At 32.4% G+C, this 17,943-nt stretch carries 19 protein-coding genes and 1 tRNA gene; 9 read left to right on the plus strand and 11 right to left on the minus strand.

The genetic code is table 11. The features are described from left to right. The 9 genes from FUA22_RS12850 (at position 1) to FUA22_RS12890 (ending at position 5,990) form a co-directional block, all read left to right on the plus strand. A complete protein-coding gene (locus FUA22_RS12850) occupies positions 1-753 on the plus strand; it encodes a tetratricopeptide repeat protein (protein WP_147768961.1) in 753 nt (250 codons plus the stop codon). 62 nt (positions 754-815) lie between these two features. Beyond that, complete coding sequence (locus FUA22_RS12855; RefSeq protein WP_147768962.1) at positions 816-1,583, plus strand: TatD family hydrolase; 768 nt, start codon at positions 816-818, stop codon at positions 1,581-1,583. Between the two features lie 3 nt (positions 1,584-1,586). Continuing rightward, the gene (locus FUA22_RS12860) at positions 1,587-2,618 is read left to right on the plus strand and encodes an asparaginase (protein WP_147768963.1); all 1,032 of its coding nucleotides are present in this window, start codon (positions 1,587-1,589) and stop codon (positions 2,616-2,618) included. Positions 2,619-2,699: 81 nt separating this feature from the next. Next, a tRNA-Ser gene (locus FUA22_RS12865) sits at positions 2,700-2,787 on the plus strand. 74 nt (positions 2,788-2,861) lie between these two features. Next, positions 2,862-3,635 carry a MotA/TolQ/ExbB proton channel family protein gene (locus tag FUA22_RS12870; RefSeq protein ID WP_147768964.1) on the plus strand — a complete coding sequence of 258 codons (774 nt, stop codon included), beginning with the start codon at positions 2,862-2,864 and terminating at the stop codon, positions 3,633-3,635. A gap of 21 nt (positions 3,636-3,656) precedes the next feature. Then, on the plus strand, positions 3,657-4,103 hold the full coding sequence (locus tag FUA22_RS12875; RefSeq protein ID WP_147768965.1) for a hypothetical protein: 447 nt from the start codon (positions 3,657-3,659) through the stop codon (positions 4,101-4,103). A gap of 6 nt (positions 4,104-4,109) precedes the next feature. Continuing rightward, complete coding sequence (locus FUA22_RS12880; RefSeq protein WP_147768966.1) at positions 4,110-4,697, plus strand: ExbD/TolR family protein; 588 nt, start codon at positions 4,110-4,112, stop codon at positions 4,695-4,697. 16 nt (positions 4,698-4,713) lie between these two features. Next, positions 4,714-5,187, plus strand: coding sequence for an ExbD/TolR family protein (locus FUA22_RS12885; RefSeq protein WP_147768967.1), 474 nt, complete (start codon positions 4,714-4,716; stop codon positions 5,185-5,187). A gap of 113 nt (positions 5,188-5,300) precedes the next feature. After that, positions 5,301-5,990, plus strand: a complete 690-nt coding sequence (locus FUA22_RS12890) for a porin family protein (RefSeq protein WP_147768968.1) — start codon at positions 5,301-5,303, stop codon at positions 5,988-5,990. Here the strand turns inward: FUA22_RS12890 and FUA22_RS12895 are convergent. From FUA22_RS12895 to rplM, 11 genes are all read right to left on the minus strand, one after another. After that, complete coding sequence (locus FUA22_RS12895) at positions 5,985-6,590, minus strand: hypothetical protein (protein ID WP_170309910.1); 606 nt, start codon at positions 6,588-6,590, stop codon at positions 5,985-5,987. The two genes, FUA22_RS12890 and FUA22_RS12895, sit on opposite strands and share 6 nt — an antisense overlap. Further along, on the minus strand, positions 6,591-8,042 hold the full coding sequence (gene rpoN / locus FUA22_RS12900) for an RNA polymerase factor sigma-54 (RefSeq protein WP_147768969.1): 1,452 nt from the start codon (positions 8,040-8,042) through the stop codon (positions 6,591-6,593). 87 nt (positions 8,043-8,129) lie between these two features. After that, positions 8,130-9,563 (minus strand): asparagine--tRNA ligase, encoded by a 1,434-nt coding sequence (gene asnS, locus FUA22_RS12905; RefSeq protein ID WP_147768970.1) that lies wholly within the window; start codon positions 9,561-9,563, stop codon positions 8,130-8,132. 98 nt (positions 9,564-9,661) lie between these two features. Next, complete coding sequence (locus FUA22_RS12910; protein WP_147768971.1) at positions 9,662-12,064, minus strand: efflux RND transporter permease subunit; 2,403 nt, start codon at positions 12,062-12,064, stop codon at positions 9,662-9,664. A gap of 48 nt (positions 12,065-12,112) precedes the next feature. Continuing rightward, positions 12,113-13,384 (minus strand): hypothetical protein, encoded by a 1,272-nt coding sequence (locus FUA22_RS12915; protein WP_241664822.1) that lies wholly within the window; start codon positions 13,382-13,384, stop codon positions 12,113-12,115. Positions 13,385-13,445: 61 nt separating this feature from the next. Beyond that, the gene (gene frr, locus FUA22_RS12920; RefSeq protein ID WP_147768972.1) at positions 13,446-14,003 is read right to left on the minus strand and encodes a ribosome recycling factor; all 558 of its coding nucleotides are present in this window, start codon (positions 14,001-14,003) and stop codon (positions 13,446-13,448) included. 47 nt (positions 14,004-14,050) lie between these two features. Continuing rightward, complete coding sequence (gene pyrH / locus FUA22_RS12925) at positions 14,051-14,758, minus strand: UMP kinase (protein WP_147768973.1); 708 nt, start codon at positions 14,756-14,758, stop codon at positions 14,051-14,053. A 165-nt stretch (positions 14,759-14,923) separates the two neighbouring features. Further along, positions 14,924-15,898 (minus strand): translation elongation factor Ts, encoded by a 975-nt coding sequence (gene tsf / locus FUA22_RS12930; RefSeq protein ID WP_147768974.1) that lies wholly within the window; start codon positions 15,896-15,898, stop codon positions 14,924-14,926. Between the two features lie 85 nt (positions 15,899-15,983). Next, positions 15,984-16,820, minus strand: a complete 837-nt coding sequence (gene rpsB, locus FUA22_RS12935) for a 30S ribosomal protein S2 (RefSeq protein WP_147768975.1) — start codon at positions 16,818-16,820, stop codon at positions 15,984-15,986. A 193-nt stretch (positions 16,821-17,013) separates the two neighbouring features. Then, positions 17,014-17,400 carry a 30S ribosomal protein S9 gene (gene rpsI / locus FUA22_RS12940; protein ID WP_147768976.1) on the minus strand — a complete coding sequence of 129 codons (387 nt, stop codon included), beginning with the start codon at positions 17,398-17,400 and terminating at the stop codon, positions 17,014-17,016. After that, entirely contained in the window at positions 17,400-17,855 is a 456-nt protein-coding gene (gene rplM / locus FUA22_RS12945; protein WP_147768977.1) for a 50S ribosomal protein L13, read from the minus strand. Before rplM ends, rpsI begins: the two co-directional genes overlap by 1 nt. Between the last annotated feature and the right edge of the window lie 88 nt (positions 17,856-17,943).

The raw sequence follows: 17,943 nt of genomic DNA on the forward strand, positions 1-17,943 counted from the left end.
ATGGAAGATAAAAATTACATACTGTTTGAATCTTATTTATCTGGTGAATTATCATCTGATGAGGTGGCTGCTTTTGAATTACGCTTAAATACCGAACCAGAGTTTAATCAAGCCTTCAATACTTATAAAGAGTTGTCCTCTTTTTTAGAGAATAAGCTTGAAAATGAGGAGGCTTCGGCAGCTTTTGAAGCTAATCTTAAAAAGATTTCGGATAAACATTTTAGCAAAGATGAATTAGTTTCAGAGGGCAAACAAAAATCAAAAGTTTTCAAATTTTATAAATATGCCGTTGCCGCTAGCGTGATTTTCTTTTTAGGATTATTCACCTTTAATCAATTTTCAAATCCAACATATAGTGATTTTGATAATCATGGCGCTATAAGTTTAACAGTTAGAGGAGAACAAAATCAACAAGATTTAATAAAGATTGCTGAAGAAGCCTTTAATGCAGGGGACTATATTAATGCCGAAGAAGCTCTAATCGATTTAATTAAACAGGATGTCGAAAATATAGAGTTGAAACTATATCAAGCCATAACTAGTATTGAGTTAAACAAGTTTGATGTTGCCGATAATTTATTGGAAGACATAAAAAATGGAAATTCGGCTTTTAAGCATAAGGCCACTTGGTATCACGGATTAAGTAAATTAAAACAAAAAGACCATAAAGCTTGTGTGGATATTTTAAAAACACTTCCAGAACATGCTGATGATTATGAAGATGCACAGGCGCTTATTAAGAAACTAGATTAAGCAGTTTTAAAATAGAGAAAGGAAAGTCACTTGATTACAGGTGACTTTTTTATTTTTACAAAATGGTTATAACAGATACACATACACATTTATATAGCGAAGCTTTTGATGAAGATAGGCACGAAATGATTGAGCGCGCTATAAAAGAAAATATATCTCGTTTTTTTATTCCCGCTATAGATTCAACATATACCGATTCTATGCTTCAACTAGAAAAAGATTTTCCTGAAAATATTTTTTTAATGATGGGGTTGCATCCAACACATGTAAAAGATAACTTCAAAGAAGAGTTGCAGCATGTAGAGGAAATGTTAGCAAAACGATCATTTTATGCTGTAGGTGAAATTGGTATTGATTTATATTGGGATAAAACAACATTGAGCATTCAACAAGAAGCTTTTAAATATCAAATAGAATTGGCTAAAAAATATAAGTTGCCAATCGTTATTCATTGTAGAGAAGCTTTTGATGAAATATTTGAAGTTTTAGAAGATGTAAACCACGATGAGTTGTTTGGGATTTTTCATTGCTTTACTGGAACTTTAGAACAAGCCCACCAAGCCATGTCTTATAATATGAAGTTAGGTATTGGTGGTGTAGCTACTTTTAAAAATGGTAAAATTGATAAGTTTTTAAACGAGATTGATTTAAAACATATAGTTTTAGAAACAGATTCACCTTATTTATCTCCTGTTCCTTATAGGGGTAAACGTAATGAAAGCGTCTATATATTAAAGGTGTTAGAAAAGTTGTCTGAAATATATGGGTTACCTGTTGAAGACATAGCTGAAATAACCACACAAAACTCTAAAGACGTTTTTAAAATTTAAATGATGGCACATTCAAAACCTAACATATTACTTATTTATACTGGCGGAACTATTGGAATGGTCAAAGATTTTGAAACAGGTGCTTTAAAGTCTTTCGATTTTAAGACTCTTTTAGAAAAAATTCCAGAGCTGCAGTTGTTAGATTGTAAAATTGATACTGTGTCATTTAGCCATCCCATTGATTCCAGTAATATGCACCCTAAATATTGGGTGAAGATTGCGGAAATAATAGAAACAAATTACGATGGTTTTGATGGATTTGTAGTATTACATGGTAGTGATACAATGAGTTATACAGCTTCGGCATTAAGCTTTATGTTAGAAAACCTAGCCAAACCTGTTGTTTTAACAGGTTCTCAATTACCCATTGGAGATTTAAGAACCGATGCCAAAGAAAACCTTATTACTTCTATACAGGTAGCCTCATTACAAAAGAATAATGAATCTATTATTAAAGAGGTCTGTTTATATTTTGAATATAAACTATATAGAGGGAATAGAACAACTAAAATAAATGCAGAACATTTTCAGGCTTTTGCCTCCCCAAATTATTCAGATTTGGCAGAATCTGGTGTGCACTTGAAGGTTAATAAGAAGTATTTATTTAAACCAGATGAGAATAAGCTTTTAAAAGTTCATAAAAATTTAGATAATAATATAGCCCTAATAAAGTTGTTTCCGGGAATAACTAAAAATGTTATCGAAAGTATTTTTAGTAATAGAAATCTTAAGGCGGTTATTTTGGAAACATACGGAGCCGGAAATTGCACCACTGAATCTTGGTTTATTAATTTAGTGAAAGAAAAAATTGCTAATGGAATTCATGTAATAAATATAACACAATGTTCTGGTGGAAGTGTAATGATGGGACATTATGAAAGCAGTAATAGCTTAAAAACAATAGGTGTAATTTCAGGTAAGGATATTACTACGGAAGCTGCTATAGGTAAATTAATGTACCTTCTTGGACAAGATATTTCTGCTGAAATGTTCAAATCTGCATACGAAATGTCTTTAAGAGGGGAAATGACCTAAAATTAACACTGGAAAATTTTAAGGTTTAAAGATTTTTTTGTTATTTCATGCCCCGTAATTAATACGATTGAAATAAATTAAAGAGAGGTGGCCGAGTGGTCGAAGGCGCACGCCTGGAAAGTGTGTATACCTCAAAAGGGTATCGAGGGTTCGAATCCCTTCCTCTCTGCTGTTATTTTATATTAATTAATTGCTTTTTTTTTTTATCTTTAACACTTTAACTAATAAAATTAAGATCGAGACATGAAAAGATTATTTTCTATCCTTGCCATTACAGGAATGATGGTATTTGGAACTGCTAATGCAACTGCAATTGCAACTACAACAAATGCGAGTACAACTGTAGTAACAACAACTCAAGAAGAAGAAGCTGCACCAGCTGAAACTCTTGGATTTCATCAAGAATTAAAGAAGAGATTTATTGAAGGAGGCCCTGGATTTATGGGTATTGTATTGTTATGTTTAATTCTAGGTTTAGCAATTGCTATTGAGAGAATTATCTTTTTAAACCTTTCTACGACAAATACAAAAAAATTAACTCAAAATGTTGAAGACGCATTATCATCAGGTGGTGTTGAAGCGGCAAAAGAAGTTTGTAGAAACACAAAAGGACCTATCGCGTCAATTTTCTATCAAGGATTAGATAGAACTGATGAAGGTATTGATGCTGCAGAAAAAGCTGTTGTAGCTTACGGTGGTGTTCAAATGGGTCAGTTAGAGAAAAATGTTTCTTGGATTTCATTATTTATCGCTCTGGCTCCAATGTTAGGATTCATGGGAACGGTAATTGGTATGATTCAAGCATTTGATAAAATTGAAGCAGCAGGAGATATGCAGCCATCACTTGTGGCAGGTGGTATTAAAGTAGCACTTTTAACAACTGTATTTGGTCTTGTTGTGGCAATCATACTTCAAATTTTTTATAATTACATTATTGCTAAGATTGATAGTATAGTTAATGATATGGAGGATGCCTCTATTACATTAATGGATCTATTGATTAGAAATAAAAAGTAATAATTAAATAATTAAGGAATTATGAACGTACAAAAATTATTAACTTACATATTAGGAGGCGTGGGAGTTCTTTCTGCCATTTTCCTGTTTATGATAATAAGCGCTGGTGATGACGCCATTAAGGCAGGAGAAGCTGGTGGATCTGTAAACACATTTATGTATATAGCATACGTGGTACTATTTTTGATAGTAGCTATAGTATTGTTGTTTGTTTTAAAAGGATTGTTTTCTGGTGACATAAAAAAAACATTGATATCGGTTGGAGCTTTTTTAGCCATTGTATTTATATCTTATGCGATGTCTTCTGGAACAGATTTAAACTTACAACCATTTATTGATAAGGGTGCTGATGTTACTGAAGCAACATCTAAAAAAGTGGGAGCTGGACTGTATACGTTTTATGTCTTAGGATTTTTAGCTATTGCATCAATGGCTTTCTCAGGAGTTAAAAAAATATTTAATAAATAATATACTATGGCAAAAAGAGCAGCACCAGAAGTAAATGCGGGCTCCATGGCCGACATTGCGTTCTTATTATTAATATTTTTCTTGGTAACAACTACTATTGAAGTAGATTCGGGGATTAACCGTAAACTTCCGCCAATGGAAGAGTCTGAGGAAGATGTTATTATCAAGCAAAAAAACATCTTTACTGTTTTATTAAATGGAAAAGACCAATTGCTTGTAGAGGACGAATTAATGGAACTCAAAGATTTAAGGAAAGCGGCTAAGGAATTTTTAGATAACGGAGGAGATGGTTCATGTAACTACTGTAAAGGTAGAAAGGATCCTGCCTCATCTGATAACCCAGATAAAGCAATTATTTCTTTAAAGAACGAAAGAGAAACAACTTACAAGACTTATATAGCAGTTCAGAATGAACTAGTAGCGGCTTACAACGAGTTGAGAGACGCGAGGGCTGTCGCTCAGTATGGACAACCTTTTACTGAAATGGAAGCTAACTATAAAGATGTAAATTGGCCAGGGAATAAAGAAAGACTTAAGGAGAAGATAGATCAAATTAAATTGGACTATCCTCAGAAACTTTCTGAAGTACAATAATTTAACATTTATAAATATGTCTAAATTTAAAAAGAAAAAATCTGGCGATATGCCAGCTGTTAATACAGCATCTTTACCAGATATTGTTTTCATGTTATTATTCTTTTTCATGGTGGCTACAGTAATGAGGCAAAATACCTTAATGATTGATAATAACTTACCATTTGCAGATCAAGTTGAAAAGCTTGATAAGAAAGATTTGGTTATGTATATATATGCAGGAAAACCAAGTCAGAATTATAAGCAATATGGTACAGAAGCAAGAATTCAATTAAATGATAAGCTTGCAGATGTAAAAGATATCGCTGCATTTATTTATGCCGAAAGAGAATCGAAAAGAGAAGAATTAATTCCTTTTTTAACTACAGCTTTAAAGGTTGATAGTGATGCTAATATGGGATTGATTGGAGATATTAAGCAAGAATTGCGAAAAGTAAATGCGCTTAAAATAAATTACACTACTAAAAAGGGTAGTGTGTTTGGAAGATAGTTAAAACTCTTAATTTTATATAAAGGGCGTTTTGAAATTTCAGAACGCCTTTTTGTTTTTACAGCCTAAACAATTTTAAGTTAAATTGTGTTAATAGATTAAACAATGGTTTGATGAGATTATTACTTGTTATCGTATTTTTTTTATTTGGTTTTTTTGGTGTTGGACAAGAACAGCAGATAAAAGATGTAGATTCTCTTTACAAAGAAGATCAGTTGTATGTAGGTATTACTTATAATTTTTTGGGTAATAAACCTAAAAGATTGTCTCAAAATGGATTTTCTCTAGGTTTTCATTTAGGCTTTATAAAAGATATGCCTATAAATAAAAGGAGAAACCTTGCCATTGGTTTAGGTTTAGGGTATTCTGCTAATTCATTTAATCAAAATGTTCTTATTGATAAAAGTGATAACAACAGATTTGTTTATAGTATATTGGATGACCCAAATGCCTATACTAAAAATAAGTTTTCTATGCACCTAGTAGAAGTTCCGTTGGAATTTAGGTGGAGAACTTCAACCTCTATTTCATATAATTTCTGGCGTATTTACACTGGATTTAAGGCAAGTTACATGTTGGCACATACTTCAAAGTATAGAGGCGATTTAGGAAGTATTAAATATACAGACATTGGTGATTTTAATAAATTTCAATATGGAGTGACGCTTAGTGTTGGTTATAATACATGGAATATACATTTGTATTATGCTTTAAACTCTATTTTTTCTGATAATGTCAATTTAGTTGAGGATTCATTAAATATAAATGCCATAAAAATAGGACTTATCTTTTATTTACTATAACCAATTAGGAATGAGAATTATTTGAGGAATTACACCTACAAAAATCCCCGTAATTAATTCTTTATAAGTATGGGCTTTAACATGAAGTCTTGAAGTGGCAACTGACCCAGTTATTATGGACATTAGGGCAAGGGTTCCATTTATGTTAATACTGAAATGAATACTGAGCGCTATAAAAAACATAAACACTCCTGATACAGCAATCATATGTATACTAGCCTTAAACTTGAAAAAGGCAAGTATTAAACAAGCCATTGAAGAAATTAAAATACCAATAAAAAAATAGTATAATTCTATAATTTGTGAAGGTGTTAATATGCGTTGAATAACAATAATAACAACCAAACAGTTAAGTGTTAAGGGTAAAATTCGTTCTGTAGTAGTTTCAAGGTAAATGGATTTTACTTTCCCTAAAGTTTTTAATAAAAAATAAAGTAAAACAGGCAGTATCACCATGAGTATAAATAGTGATATTAGTTTAGCCCAAATTATTTCAATAGGAATATATCTAGGGGATTTGGAGAAATAAAATATAACACCTAATAAAGGCATCAATAGAGGGTGAAATATAAATGAGATGCTTCTTAAAATATGATTCATCTATATTTTTTTTCGAAGTCTTGCAACCGGTATATCTAATTGTTCTCTATATTTGGCAACAGTTCTTCTAGCTATTGGATATCCTTTTTCTTTTAATATACCTGCTAGAGTTTCGTCAGTTAAGGGTTTTTTCTTGTCTTCTTCTTCAATAACTGTTTCTAAAATCTTTTTAATTTCTCTAGTAGAAACATCTTCACCCTGATCGTTTTTCATAGATTCTGAGAAGAACTCTTTAATCAACTTGGTTCCATATGGCGTATCAACATATTTGCTATTTGCAACTCTAGAAACTGTTGATACATCCATTTTGATTTCATCAGCAATATCTTTTAGAATCATGGGCTTTAAATTACGCTCATCACCCGTTAAGAAGTACTCTTTTTGGTAATGCATTATGGCGCTCATGGTTACAAATAACGTTTGTTGACGTTGTTTTATAGCTTCAATAAACCATTTGGCCGCGTCTAATTTTTGTTTAATAAATATAACGGCATCTTTTTGCGATTTTGATTTGTCTTTAGAGTCTTTATAGCCTTTAAGCATATTGTTGTACTCTCTTGATACATGGAGTTCCGGAGCATTTCTTCCATTAAGCGTAAGTTCTAATTCACCATCAATAATTTTAATAGCAAAATCAGGAACTATATGTTCTACTATTCTGTTGTTTCCAGCATAAGAACCTCCAGGTTTAGGGTTTAGGTGTTCAATTTCAGAAATAGCATCTCTTAATTGAATTTCAGAAATGTCAAATTTTTGAATGAGCTTTTGGTAATGTTTTTTTGTAAACTGTTCAAAAGCATTATCAATAATATTTATTGCTAATTCTGTATCAGGAGTTTTTTCTTTTCTGTGTAATTGAATACTCAAGCATTCTTGTAAATTTCTAGCCCCAACACCAGCAGGATCTAACTGATGTACAATTTTTAAAACGCCTTCAATTTTATGCTCTTCTGTATAGATGTTTTGTGTAAACGCAAGATCGTCCATAATGTCTGATAACGATCTGCGGATGTAACCACTTTCATCAACACTACCTACTAAAAATTCGGCAATGTCACGTTCATCATCATTTAATCTATAAGTGTTAAGTTGATTTATTAAATGCTGTGTAAAGGAAGTGCCTGCCGCATAGGGCATTGTTTTTTCCTCATCATCACTACTATAGTTATTAGCTTGAGTACGATAATCTGGAATTTCATCATCACTTAGATATTCATCCACATTAATGTCTTCAGCATTAATAGATTCATTATCATCAAAATCATCAGAAGTATCAAATTCATCAAATTCGTCCTTATCCTCTTTACCACCTTCAAGTGCGGGATTTTCTTCCAATTCTTGTTTTAAACGCTGCTCAAAAGCTTGAGTTGGCAGCTGAATCAATTTCATTAGTTGAATTTGCTGCGGTGATAGCTTTTGGGATAGTTTAAATTGTAGATACTGTTTAAGCATGATTTGGCTACTGGTTGTTAATCAAAGATATAAAAAGCAATGAGCTTACCAAAGTCATACCAAACTAATAAAATTTCAATTTTTTAATTAAAATTCAGCATTTTGAGGTGTTCTAGGGTAGGGGATTACGTCTCGAATATTATTCATGCCAGTAACAAACATGACTAAACGTTCAAACCCTAAACCAAAACCAGAATGCACCGCTGTGCCAAATTTACGAAGGTCTAAGTACCACCACAATTCTTCTTCAGGAATATCTATAGCGGCCATTTTTTCTTTAAGAACTTCTAAACGTTCTTCACGCTGTGCACCACCAACAATTTCGCCAATACCTGGGAATAAAATATCCATGGCACGAACAGTTTTTCCGTCTTCATTTAAGCGCATATAAAACGCTTTGATGTTGGCCGGATAATCAAACAAAATCACAGGGCATTTAAAGTGTTTTTCTACAAGAAATCGCTCATGCTCACTTTGTAAATCTGTACCCCATTCATTAATTAAATACTTAAATTTCTTTTTCTTATTTGGTTTGCAGTTTCGTAAAATATCTATGGCTTCGGTGTAGCTTACACGTTTAAAATGATTATCTGTTACAAACTTAAGTTTGTCAATAAGTGTCATCCCGTTTCTTTCTGCTTGAGGTTTTCTTTTGTCCTCATCTTGTTGGCGCCTATCAAGAAACTCTAAATCCTCGCTATTGTTATCTAAAATATGTTTAATAACATATTTCATGAAGTCTTCCGCTAGATCCATATTACCCGCCAAATCCATAAAAGCAACTTCCGGTTCTATCATCCAGAATTCTGCCAAATGCCTTGATGTGTTAGAGTTTTCAGCTCTAAATGTGGGTCCAAAAGTATACACCTTTCCCAAGGACATTGCATATGTTTCGGCCTCTAATTGTCCTGAAACCGTTAAGTTAGTTTCTTTTCCAAAGAAATCTTTAGAGTAATCAACCTTTCCGTTTCCGTTAGTTGGTAAATTATTATGATCTAAGCTTGTAACTTTAAACATTTCGCCTGCGCCTTCCGCATCACTACCTGTAATTATTGGAGCATGCATATAATAAAAGCCATGTTCATTAAAATATTTATGAATGGCGAATGATAAGGCAGAACGTAAACGCATAACAGCACTAAAAGTGTTTGTTCTGGTGCGTAAATGGGCGTTTTCTCTTAAGAATTCAAACGAATGCTTTTTTGGTTGAATAGGATAAGTGTCGGGGTCAGAATCTCCCAGAATCTCTAAAGATTTGACTTGTATTTCAACACTTTGTCCTTTTCCTTGGCTTTCTACTAAATCTCCAATTATATGAATGGCTGCACCTGTTGTGATTCTTTTTAATAGGTCTTCATCAAATTTTTCAAAATCAACTACACACTGTATATTATTTATGGTTGAACCATCGTTTAAAGCTATAAATCTATTAGCTCTAAATGTTCTAACCCAACCTTTTATTTCTACTTCATTAAAAGCAATGTCTTGTGATAATAATTCAGAAACGGTGTATGACTGCATTTATATTGGATTTAGATTGTAAATATAAAAAAGCCTTTCGACTTCCAATATTAAATTAGTTAAAAAATCAAATTCTATAAGTAAAAAGTGTGAAAATGTTATTTATTGAAATCTTCTTCTGAATCGTCCTCTTCCGGAATGATATTTATTGAAGGTTCTTTTAGTACTTCTTTGTTAGCAATACTGCGTTCTAAAGACAATAAAAGCGAAGGTAGTAAAAGTAAATTTGATAGCATAGCGAATAGTAATGTAGCCGAAACTAGAGCACCTAATGCTACAGTACCACCAAAACTAGAAATTGTAAATACAGAAAAACCAAAGAATAACACTATAGATGTGTAAAACATACTAACTCCTGTTTCGCGTAAAGCACCATAAACAGAGACTTTTATTTTCCAATTATTTGCCTGTAATTCTTGTCTGTATTTTGCCAAAAAGTGAATAGTATCATCAACTGAAATACCAAAGGCAATACTAAACACCAAAATAGTGGATGGTTTAATAGGCACGCCTATGTAGCCCATTAACCCAGCGGTAACTAATAATGGCAATAAGTTAGGGATTAATGATACAATGATCATTCTACCAGACCTGAACATATATGCCATGAAAAGAGAGATTAAAAGTATAGCGAGAGATAATGATATTGCTAAATTTTTAACCAGATACTTGGTCCCTTTTTGAAACATTAAAGCTTTTCCCGTCATGGTAACGCTATAGCGTTCTTTCGGGAATACTTTATCTATTTTATTTTGAAGATTCTCTTCTATGCGTTCCATTTTATCTGTCCCAACATCTTTCATGAACGTAGTAATTCTTGCATATTGACTAGTACTGTCTACAAAATTGTTAAGTAAATCTACGTTAGATGATGAGTTTTTAGCATATGATAAAATAAAACTGTTTTCTTGTGATGATGGTAATTGATAAAATTTCGGGTTACCGTTATAATAAGCTTGTTTTGAATACTTTACCAAACTAACTACCGATATTGGTCTTGATAATTCCGGTATTTCAATTATAAGGTCCTCTAATTCATTCATTCGTTTAAGCGTAGAGAGTTTCATAACTCCTTTTTTACGCTTAGTATCAATCATAAACTCTAATGGCATAATCCCATTAAATTCTTCTTCAAAAAACCGAATATCATTTACGAATGGAGACTCTTGAGGCATGTCTTCAATTAAATTACCAGAAGTTTTAATTTGATAAATTCCAATAATGCTCACAATAAGAAGAATAACAGAAGTGGCATAAATAGCAATACGTTTTTGTTTTACCATCCATTCCATCCAATTTACAAAACCACCAATCCATCGTTTATTTAAATGCTCTAAATGACGGTCTTTTGGAAAAGGTAAAAATGTATAAATAATAGGTATAATGAGCAAACACAAAATAAAAATCGCCAATATGCTTAAAGATGCTACAATACCAAATTCCTTTAATAACTTACTTTCGGTTAAAATAAATGTTGCAAAACCAGATGCTGTAGTTACATTGGTCATTAAAGTGGCATTACCAATTTTAGTAATTACTCGTTGTAACGATTTTACTTTATTCCCATGAAGCTTAACTTCATGTTGATATTTATTAATTAAGAAAATACAATTTGGAATTCCAATTACTATAATTAAAGGCGGAATTAAAGCTGTTAAAACGGTTATCTCATAATTTAAAATGCCAATGATGCCTAAAGTCCACATGACACCAATACATACCACAATAAGCGAAATGAATGTAGCTCTAAAAGACCTGAAAAAGAAAAAGAAAATTAATGATGTTACTATAAGAGCTGCTAAAACAAACTTACTTATTTCTCCAATTATATTTTCTGAATTCTTGGTTCTAATGTAGGGCATTCCAGAAACCCGAACATCAAGATTATAGTCAGTTTCAAAAGATTTTATTTTTGGCTCAAGAACATTAAGTACAAATTCTTTTCTGGCCGATGTATTTACAAGAGATTTTTCAAAATATATAGCAGTACGAATAGTTTTTGTTTTGCTATTGAATAAAAAATTATCGTAAAATGGGTATTGATTGAATAGCTCTTTTTGAAGCTTTTCAATTTGAGCTATACTTGTAATAGAATCTTTGATAAAAGGCTCTAAATTGAACTTTTCTTCACTTGTATTCTTTATAAGTTTTTGAAGTTCCTTGATTGAGATTACAGATTCAACTTCATCATAATTATTAAATTCATTGCAAAACTTGTTCCAGGCATTAAGTTTTTTTACTTCGAAAAGAGAGCTATCCTTAACCCCAATTATAATTAAGTTTCCTTCTTCACCAAAGGTTTTTAAAAAATTATTGTAGGTTATATTTTCTTCGTGATCGTCCGGAAGTAAATTTGCTTCAGTATTACTAAAACGCATGTTATCCCATTGGGTGCTTAAAAGATAAGTAGCTATAATAATACCAATAAGAATGATGATTTTATTGCGTAAAATCAATCTTGCAGTAATATCCCAAAAGTCCTTGCTAAACAGTTTAAACATACCCTTTTATGAAAGCTGCGCAAAGGTAGAAAAAACACTTGTATTACCTCATAAAGTCACGTTAAATGTGAACTTTAATGCAATGTTATCTGTGAATTCTGGTAAATGGTAGCCTCCGTAACGGTAAGAAAAGCTCAAACCAAAACCAAACAGTAGTTTATTAAGTTCAAAACCAGATTCTGTAAACCCTTTATTTAGTGATCCAAAAGTAACATTCTCATGTTTTTCAGGTTGTTTCATATCACCAATTGCATACCTTGTTATAAGTACAAGTTGCGGTTTATAACGGGTTGAAATATTAAATGGTTTTAAGTAGTGCTTTAGTTGAATAGCTACAAGCTTATCTGAAAAGAACTCATTGAAGTACATAGTTTCAAAACTATTTAGACCTGCAACCGAAAAACGTTGCATTACCGTTTCTTTTGAAATATTATTGGGATAAGCATGATACATATGAGTTAAAGGTGTATCACCATTTGCTAGCCCTGAAACGAGGGTTATTTCTGAATAGTTGTTTTCTTCAACAATAATTCTATGAATTGTTTTAAAATCTATTTTAGAAAAGTTGAAATCTCCTTTAATTGCACCCTTTATACTTTTTGAATATTGCAGAGTAAATTTTGGATAGCCTACTTTTGTTTCTATAAGACCTTTTTCTGAAGGGGAGTAGTTGCTAAAAGGACTCCAATCAAACGAAGCTATTGCCATGCTTATTCGGAAATCACTTAATGACTTATTATCAGAATTAAAGGTATATGCATAGGTTGGGCTAATTTTACTTGTTAAAAATTCTACTTTAGTAGAAACGTTATCAAGTAATTGATGCTCCAAAGTAATAGATTTTGTTATATGCTTATGAAACAAATCAATATTTAATAATCTTGGTTCAAAAAATTGAAAAAACCGGCCGTCTGTTATGAATTTAGTACTTCCCGTTTCTTGCAGATCATCGGTATAAGATAAATTAATCCACGTGTTGGTTTTTTGAGCAATTCTAAATCCACCTCCAAAACTAAATTTAAATTGATCATCTCTAAAACCATAAACTGAATAGGCGTTAATTCTAAACTTTTCTGAAAAAGCATTATTAGTTATACCACCAACACCGGTTCTAACACCTTCGTATTGATTAAATTTTATTAAATACCTAAGATCAAAGTTGAAATACTTTGTTGGTAAATATCCGTTGCCTAAATGCTTAACAAAAGAACTTTTTTTAATAGAATCTTGAGCAGATACCTTTATAACTTCAATGGAAGATTGACCGTTTGATATTTTAAAACAAAAAACAAAAACGATTAAAAGGCATTGTTTTAGCATAGATTGAACAGAAGTAAGAGTTGATAAAAAAAGCGACAATTGAAGTCGCTTTTTTTATGTTTTATACGGTCATGATTTCAGTTTCTTTCTTACTGAAAATTTCATCTGACTTTTTAACGTAAGAATCTGTCATTTCTTGTATGTCTATCTCAGCATTAGCTTTAAGATCTTCTGATGCATCCTCTAATTTCTTAATATCATGCATGGCATCTCTTCTGGCGTTTCTAATTCCAATTTTTGATTCTTCACTTTCATGCTTTGCTTGTTTAGACAAATCACGCCTACGCTCTTCCGTTAAAGGTGGCACATTAATAATAATGCTTTCGCCATTATTCATTGGATTAAAACCTAAATTAGCAATCATAATTCCACGCTCAATTTCTTGTAACATGGTTTTTTCCCATGGTTGAACTGTAATGGTTCGTCCATCTGGGGTATTAACATTTGCTACTTGATTAAGCGGAGTTTGAGATCCGTAATAATCTACCATCACACTCCCAAGCATAGCAGGACTTGCTTTTCCTGCTCTAATATTTGAAAGTTGTTTTTCTAAATGCTTAATAGCATTATCCATGGCTTCTTTAGCTGTGTCTAAAATAAACTGTATGTCTTCGTTCATAGTATTATATTTTTGTGACAGTAATTATTCAAAAATTACGCCAAGTTTTATACGTTAACTACGGTTCCTATTTCTTCTCCTGAAACTACTTTTAATAAATTACCCTTTTTATTCATATCAAAAACAATAATAGGTAATTTGTTTTCTTGACTTAAAGTAAAGGCCGTGGTATCCATAACCTTTAAACCTTTGCGTAAAACTTCATCAAAAGAGATAGAATTAAACTTAATAGCAGATGCATCTTTCTCAGGGTCTGCGTTATAAATACCATCAACCCTAGTTCCTTTTAAAATAACATCGGCTTCTATTTCAATAGCTCTTAAAACGGCTGCTGAATCTGTTGTAAAATAAGGATTTCCTGTGCCACCTCCAAAAATCACAACACGACCCTTTTCAAGATGCCTCATGGCTCTCCTTCTAATAAAAGGTTCTGCTACCTCATTAATTTTAATTGCTGTTTGCAATCTAGTTTCAATATCAGCATCTTCCAAAGCACCTTGTAAAGCTAGACCGTTTATAACAGTTGCAAGCATGCCCATATGGTCACCCTGTACTCTGTCCATGCCCTTACTAGCACCAGAAAGACCTCTAAAGATATTACCTCCACCAATAACTATTGCCACTTCAACACCTTTGTCTGTTATGGTTTTAATGTCATTTGCATATTCTGCTAATCGTTCTGGGTCTATACCATATTGGCGGGTTCCCATTAAGGCTTCGCCTGATAGTTTGAGGAGTATTCTTTTATATTTCATCTTAAAGTTTGAAGTTGTGCAAAACTACACAAATTTTTTATTTTTTTTTATGATAAAAAGCAAGCAACTTACCTTCTTTTTAGTTTATAAAATAAAAAAACCACCACTCTAAATTAGAGTAGTGGTTTAAATATATATTGGATTTCCTTTTAAAAGGAATATTGTTTATCCTAAAGTTACACGTTGGAAACCTGTAATTTCTACTTCACCGTATGAAGACACATATTTTTCAACCGTAACTTTTTCATCTTTAATAAAGTTTTGGTTTAATAAACATTGCTCTTGGTCTAAAGTAGTATTATCAGATATAAAACGTTGCATTTTACCTGGTAAAATTCTATCCCAAATTTGCTCTGGTTTACCTTCAGCTTTAAGTTCAGCTTTTGCATTTTCTTCAGCTTGAGCAATAACTTCTGGAGTTAATTGAGACATTGAAATGTATTGAGGAACATTTTTAAGTGTTTTTCCTAAACGTCCTAATTCAATATTATCTTTTTCAATAACTGCTATTCTTGCTTCAGTTTCAGAAGCAACATAAGCAGGGTCAAAATCTTTATAAGATAATGTAGTTGCACCCATTGATGCAATTTGCATTGCTACATCTTTACCTAAAGTTTCAATATTATCAACAACATTAGAGAATCCTACAACAGCTGCAATTTTGTTAATGTGTACATAAGAACCAACATAAGCAGCTTCTATTTTTTCAAAAGCTTTAATGTCTAATTTCTCTCCAATTACACCAGTTTGCTCAACTAATTTTTCAGCAACTGTGATACCACCAAAATCGGCAGCTAAAAATTCTTCTTTAGTAGCGTAGTTTAAAGCAATCTCACCAAATTGGCTAGCAAGTGCTAAAAAGTTTTCGTTTTTACCAACAAAGTCAGTCTCACAACCTAATACAATTGCAACTCCCGCAGTTTTATCTGCGTTTACTTTTGCTACTGCAGCACCTTCACTAGACTCACGGTCAGCTCTTTTTGCTGCAACTTTTTGCCCTTTTTTACGTAATACTTCTATTGCTTTATCAAAATCACCTTCAGCTTCAACTAAAGCTTTTTTGCAATCCATCATACCCGCGCCAGTAGCTTGTCTTAATTTATTTACTTCAGCGGCTGTTACTTTTACTGTAGTACTCATAATTATTATAATTTAAAAAAGTCGTTCAATAAATTTTCTGTTAAGAAAAGAACTAAACGACTTATTTGTATTGTGTTAATGTTATTTATTCTTCTTCTTCAGAAACTGCTTCTTTTACTGGAGCAGCTTTAGCTTTAGGAGCAGCCTTTTCAACTACAGCTTCTTCAACTTTCGCCTCAGCTTCAGCAGCAGCTTTTGGAGCTTCCTCCTTAGCAGCGCTTGTCGCTTCTTTTTCAGCTTTACGTTCTGCTAAACCACCTGCAACTGCATCCGATACGTATGATAATATTTTATCTATTGATTTAGAAGCATCATCATTTGATGGTATCACATAGTCAACTTGACGTGGGTCTGAGTTGGTATCTACCATTGCAAAGATTGGAATGTTTAATTTTTGAGCTTCTTTAATTGCAATATGCTCACGCTTAATATCAACTACAAATAATGCACCTGGTAAACGTGTCATGTCACTAATAGAACCTAAGTTTTTTTCTAACTTAGCTCTTAAACGGTCAACTTGTAAGCGCTCTTTCTTAGAAAGAGTCATGAAAGTTCCGTCTTTCTTCATTCTATCAATAGAAGCCATTTTCTTAACAGCTTTTCTAATAGTAACAAAGTTAGTTAACATTCCACCTGGCCATCTTTCAGTGATGTAAGGCATGTTTACAGATCCTGCTTTTTCAGCTACAATATCTTTAGCTTGCTTTTTAGTGGCAACAAATAAAATTTTTCTACCAGATGCTGCAATTTTTGCTAATGCTGCACCAGCTTCATCAATTTTAGCTGCTGTTTTGTAAAGGTTAATAATATGGATGCCGTTACGCTCCATATATACGTAAGGAGCCATGTTTGGATCCCACTTACGTGTAAGGTGTCCGAAGTGTACACCTGCTTCAAGTAATTCTTTTACTTCTACTGCCATTTTGTAATAGTTTACGTTCTGTTGAATTAGCAATGCTTAAGTGGTCATTTTTCAAATCGCCATAAACATTTAGATGCTAAACTAAATCCTGTTTTTACACTAGGACAACAATAACTGTTTAAAATTTTGTTTTTTAAATTTCAACAAGATTGAGATAACGCCGTAACAAAATCTCAATCGTGTTGAGGATACATTAACGTTTAGAGAACTGGAATTTCTTACGCGCTTTCTTCTGACCGAATTTTTTACGCTCAACCATTCTTGGATCTCTTGTCAATAAGCCTTCTGGTTTTAAGATTGCTCTATTTTCAGCATCTAACTCGCACAAAGCACGAGAAATTGCTAAACGAACAGCTTCTGCTTGACCAGTGATGCCACCTCCATATACATTTACTGTAATATCAAAGTTGCCATCATTGTTAGTCAAAGCTAAAGGTTGGTTTACTTTATACTGTAAAGTTGCAGTAGTAAAGTAATCCGCTAAGTCTTTTTTGTTGATTGATATGTTACCTTTTCCTTTGGCAACATAAACACGAGCAACAGCCGTCTTTCTACGACCGATTTTGTGAATTACATCCATTATTTGAATTCGTTTAAGTTAATTGCTTTAGGTTTTTGAGCTTCATGACTGTGCTCAGAACCTACAACAACTGTAAGGTTACGGAATAAAGCTGATCCTAATTTGTTTTTAGGAAGCATTCCTTTTACTGATTTTTCTACTATTCTTGCTGGGTTTTTTCCAAACAATTCAGTAGCAGTTAAACTTCTTTGACCACCTGGATAACCTGTGTGACGGATATATGATTTATCTGTCCATTTGTTTCCAGAAAGGTTGATTTTTTCTGCATTAATAACAATTACGTTATCTCCGCAATCAACATGTGGTGTGAAGTTTGGCTTGTGTTTACCTCTTAAAAGTTTTGCAACTTTAGAAGCTAAACGACCAAGCGTTTGACCTTCAGCGTCAACTAAAACCCACTGCTTATTTACAGTAGCTTTGTTTGCTGAAATAGTTTTGTAGCTTAATGTGTCCAAACTAATTATTTTTATTTATTAAACATTCCTCTCTCAAAAAGAGTTTGCAAATTTACGATTAAATATTTGATTACCAAATAGTGAAGAT

Origin of the sequence: Seonamhaeicola maritimus, assembly GCF_008056315.1 — a bacterium.
Lineage (GTDB): Bacteria > Bacteroidota > Bacteroidia > Flavobacteriales > Flavobacteriaceae > Seonamhaeicola > Seonamhaeicola maritimus.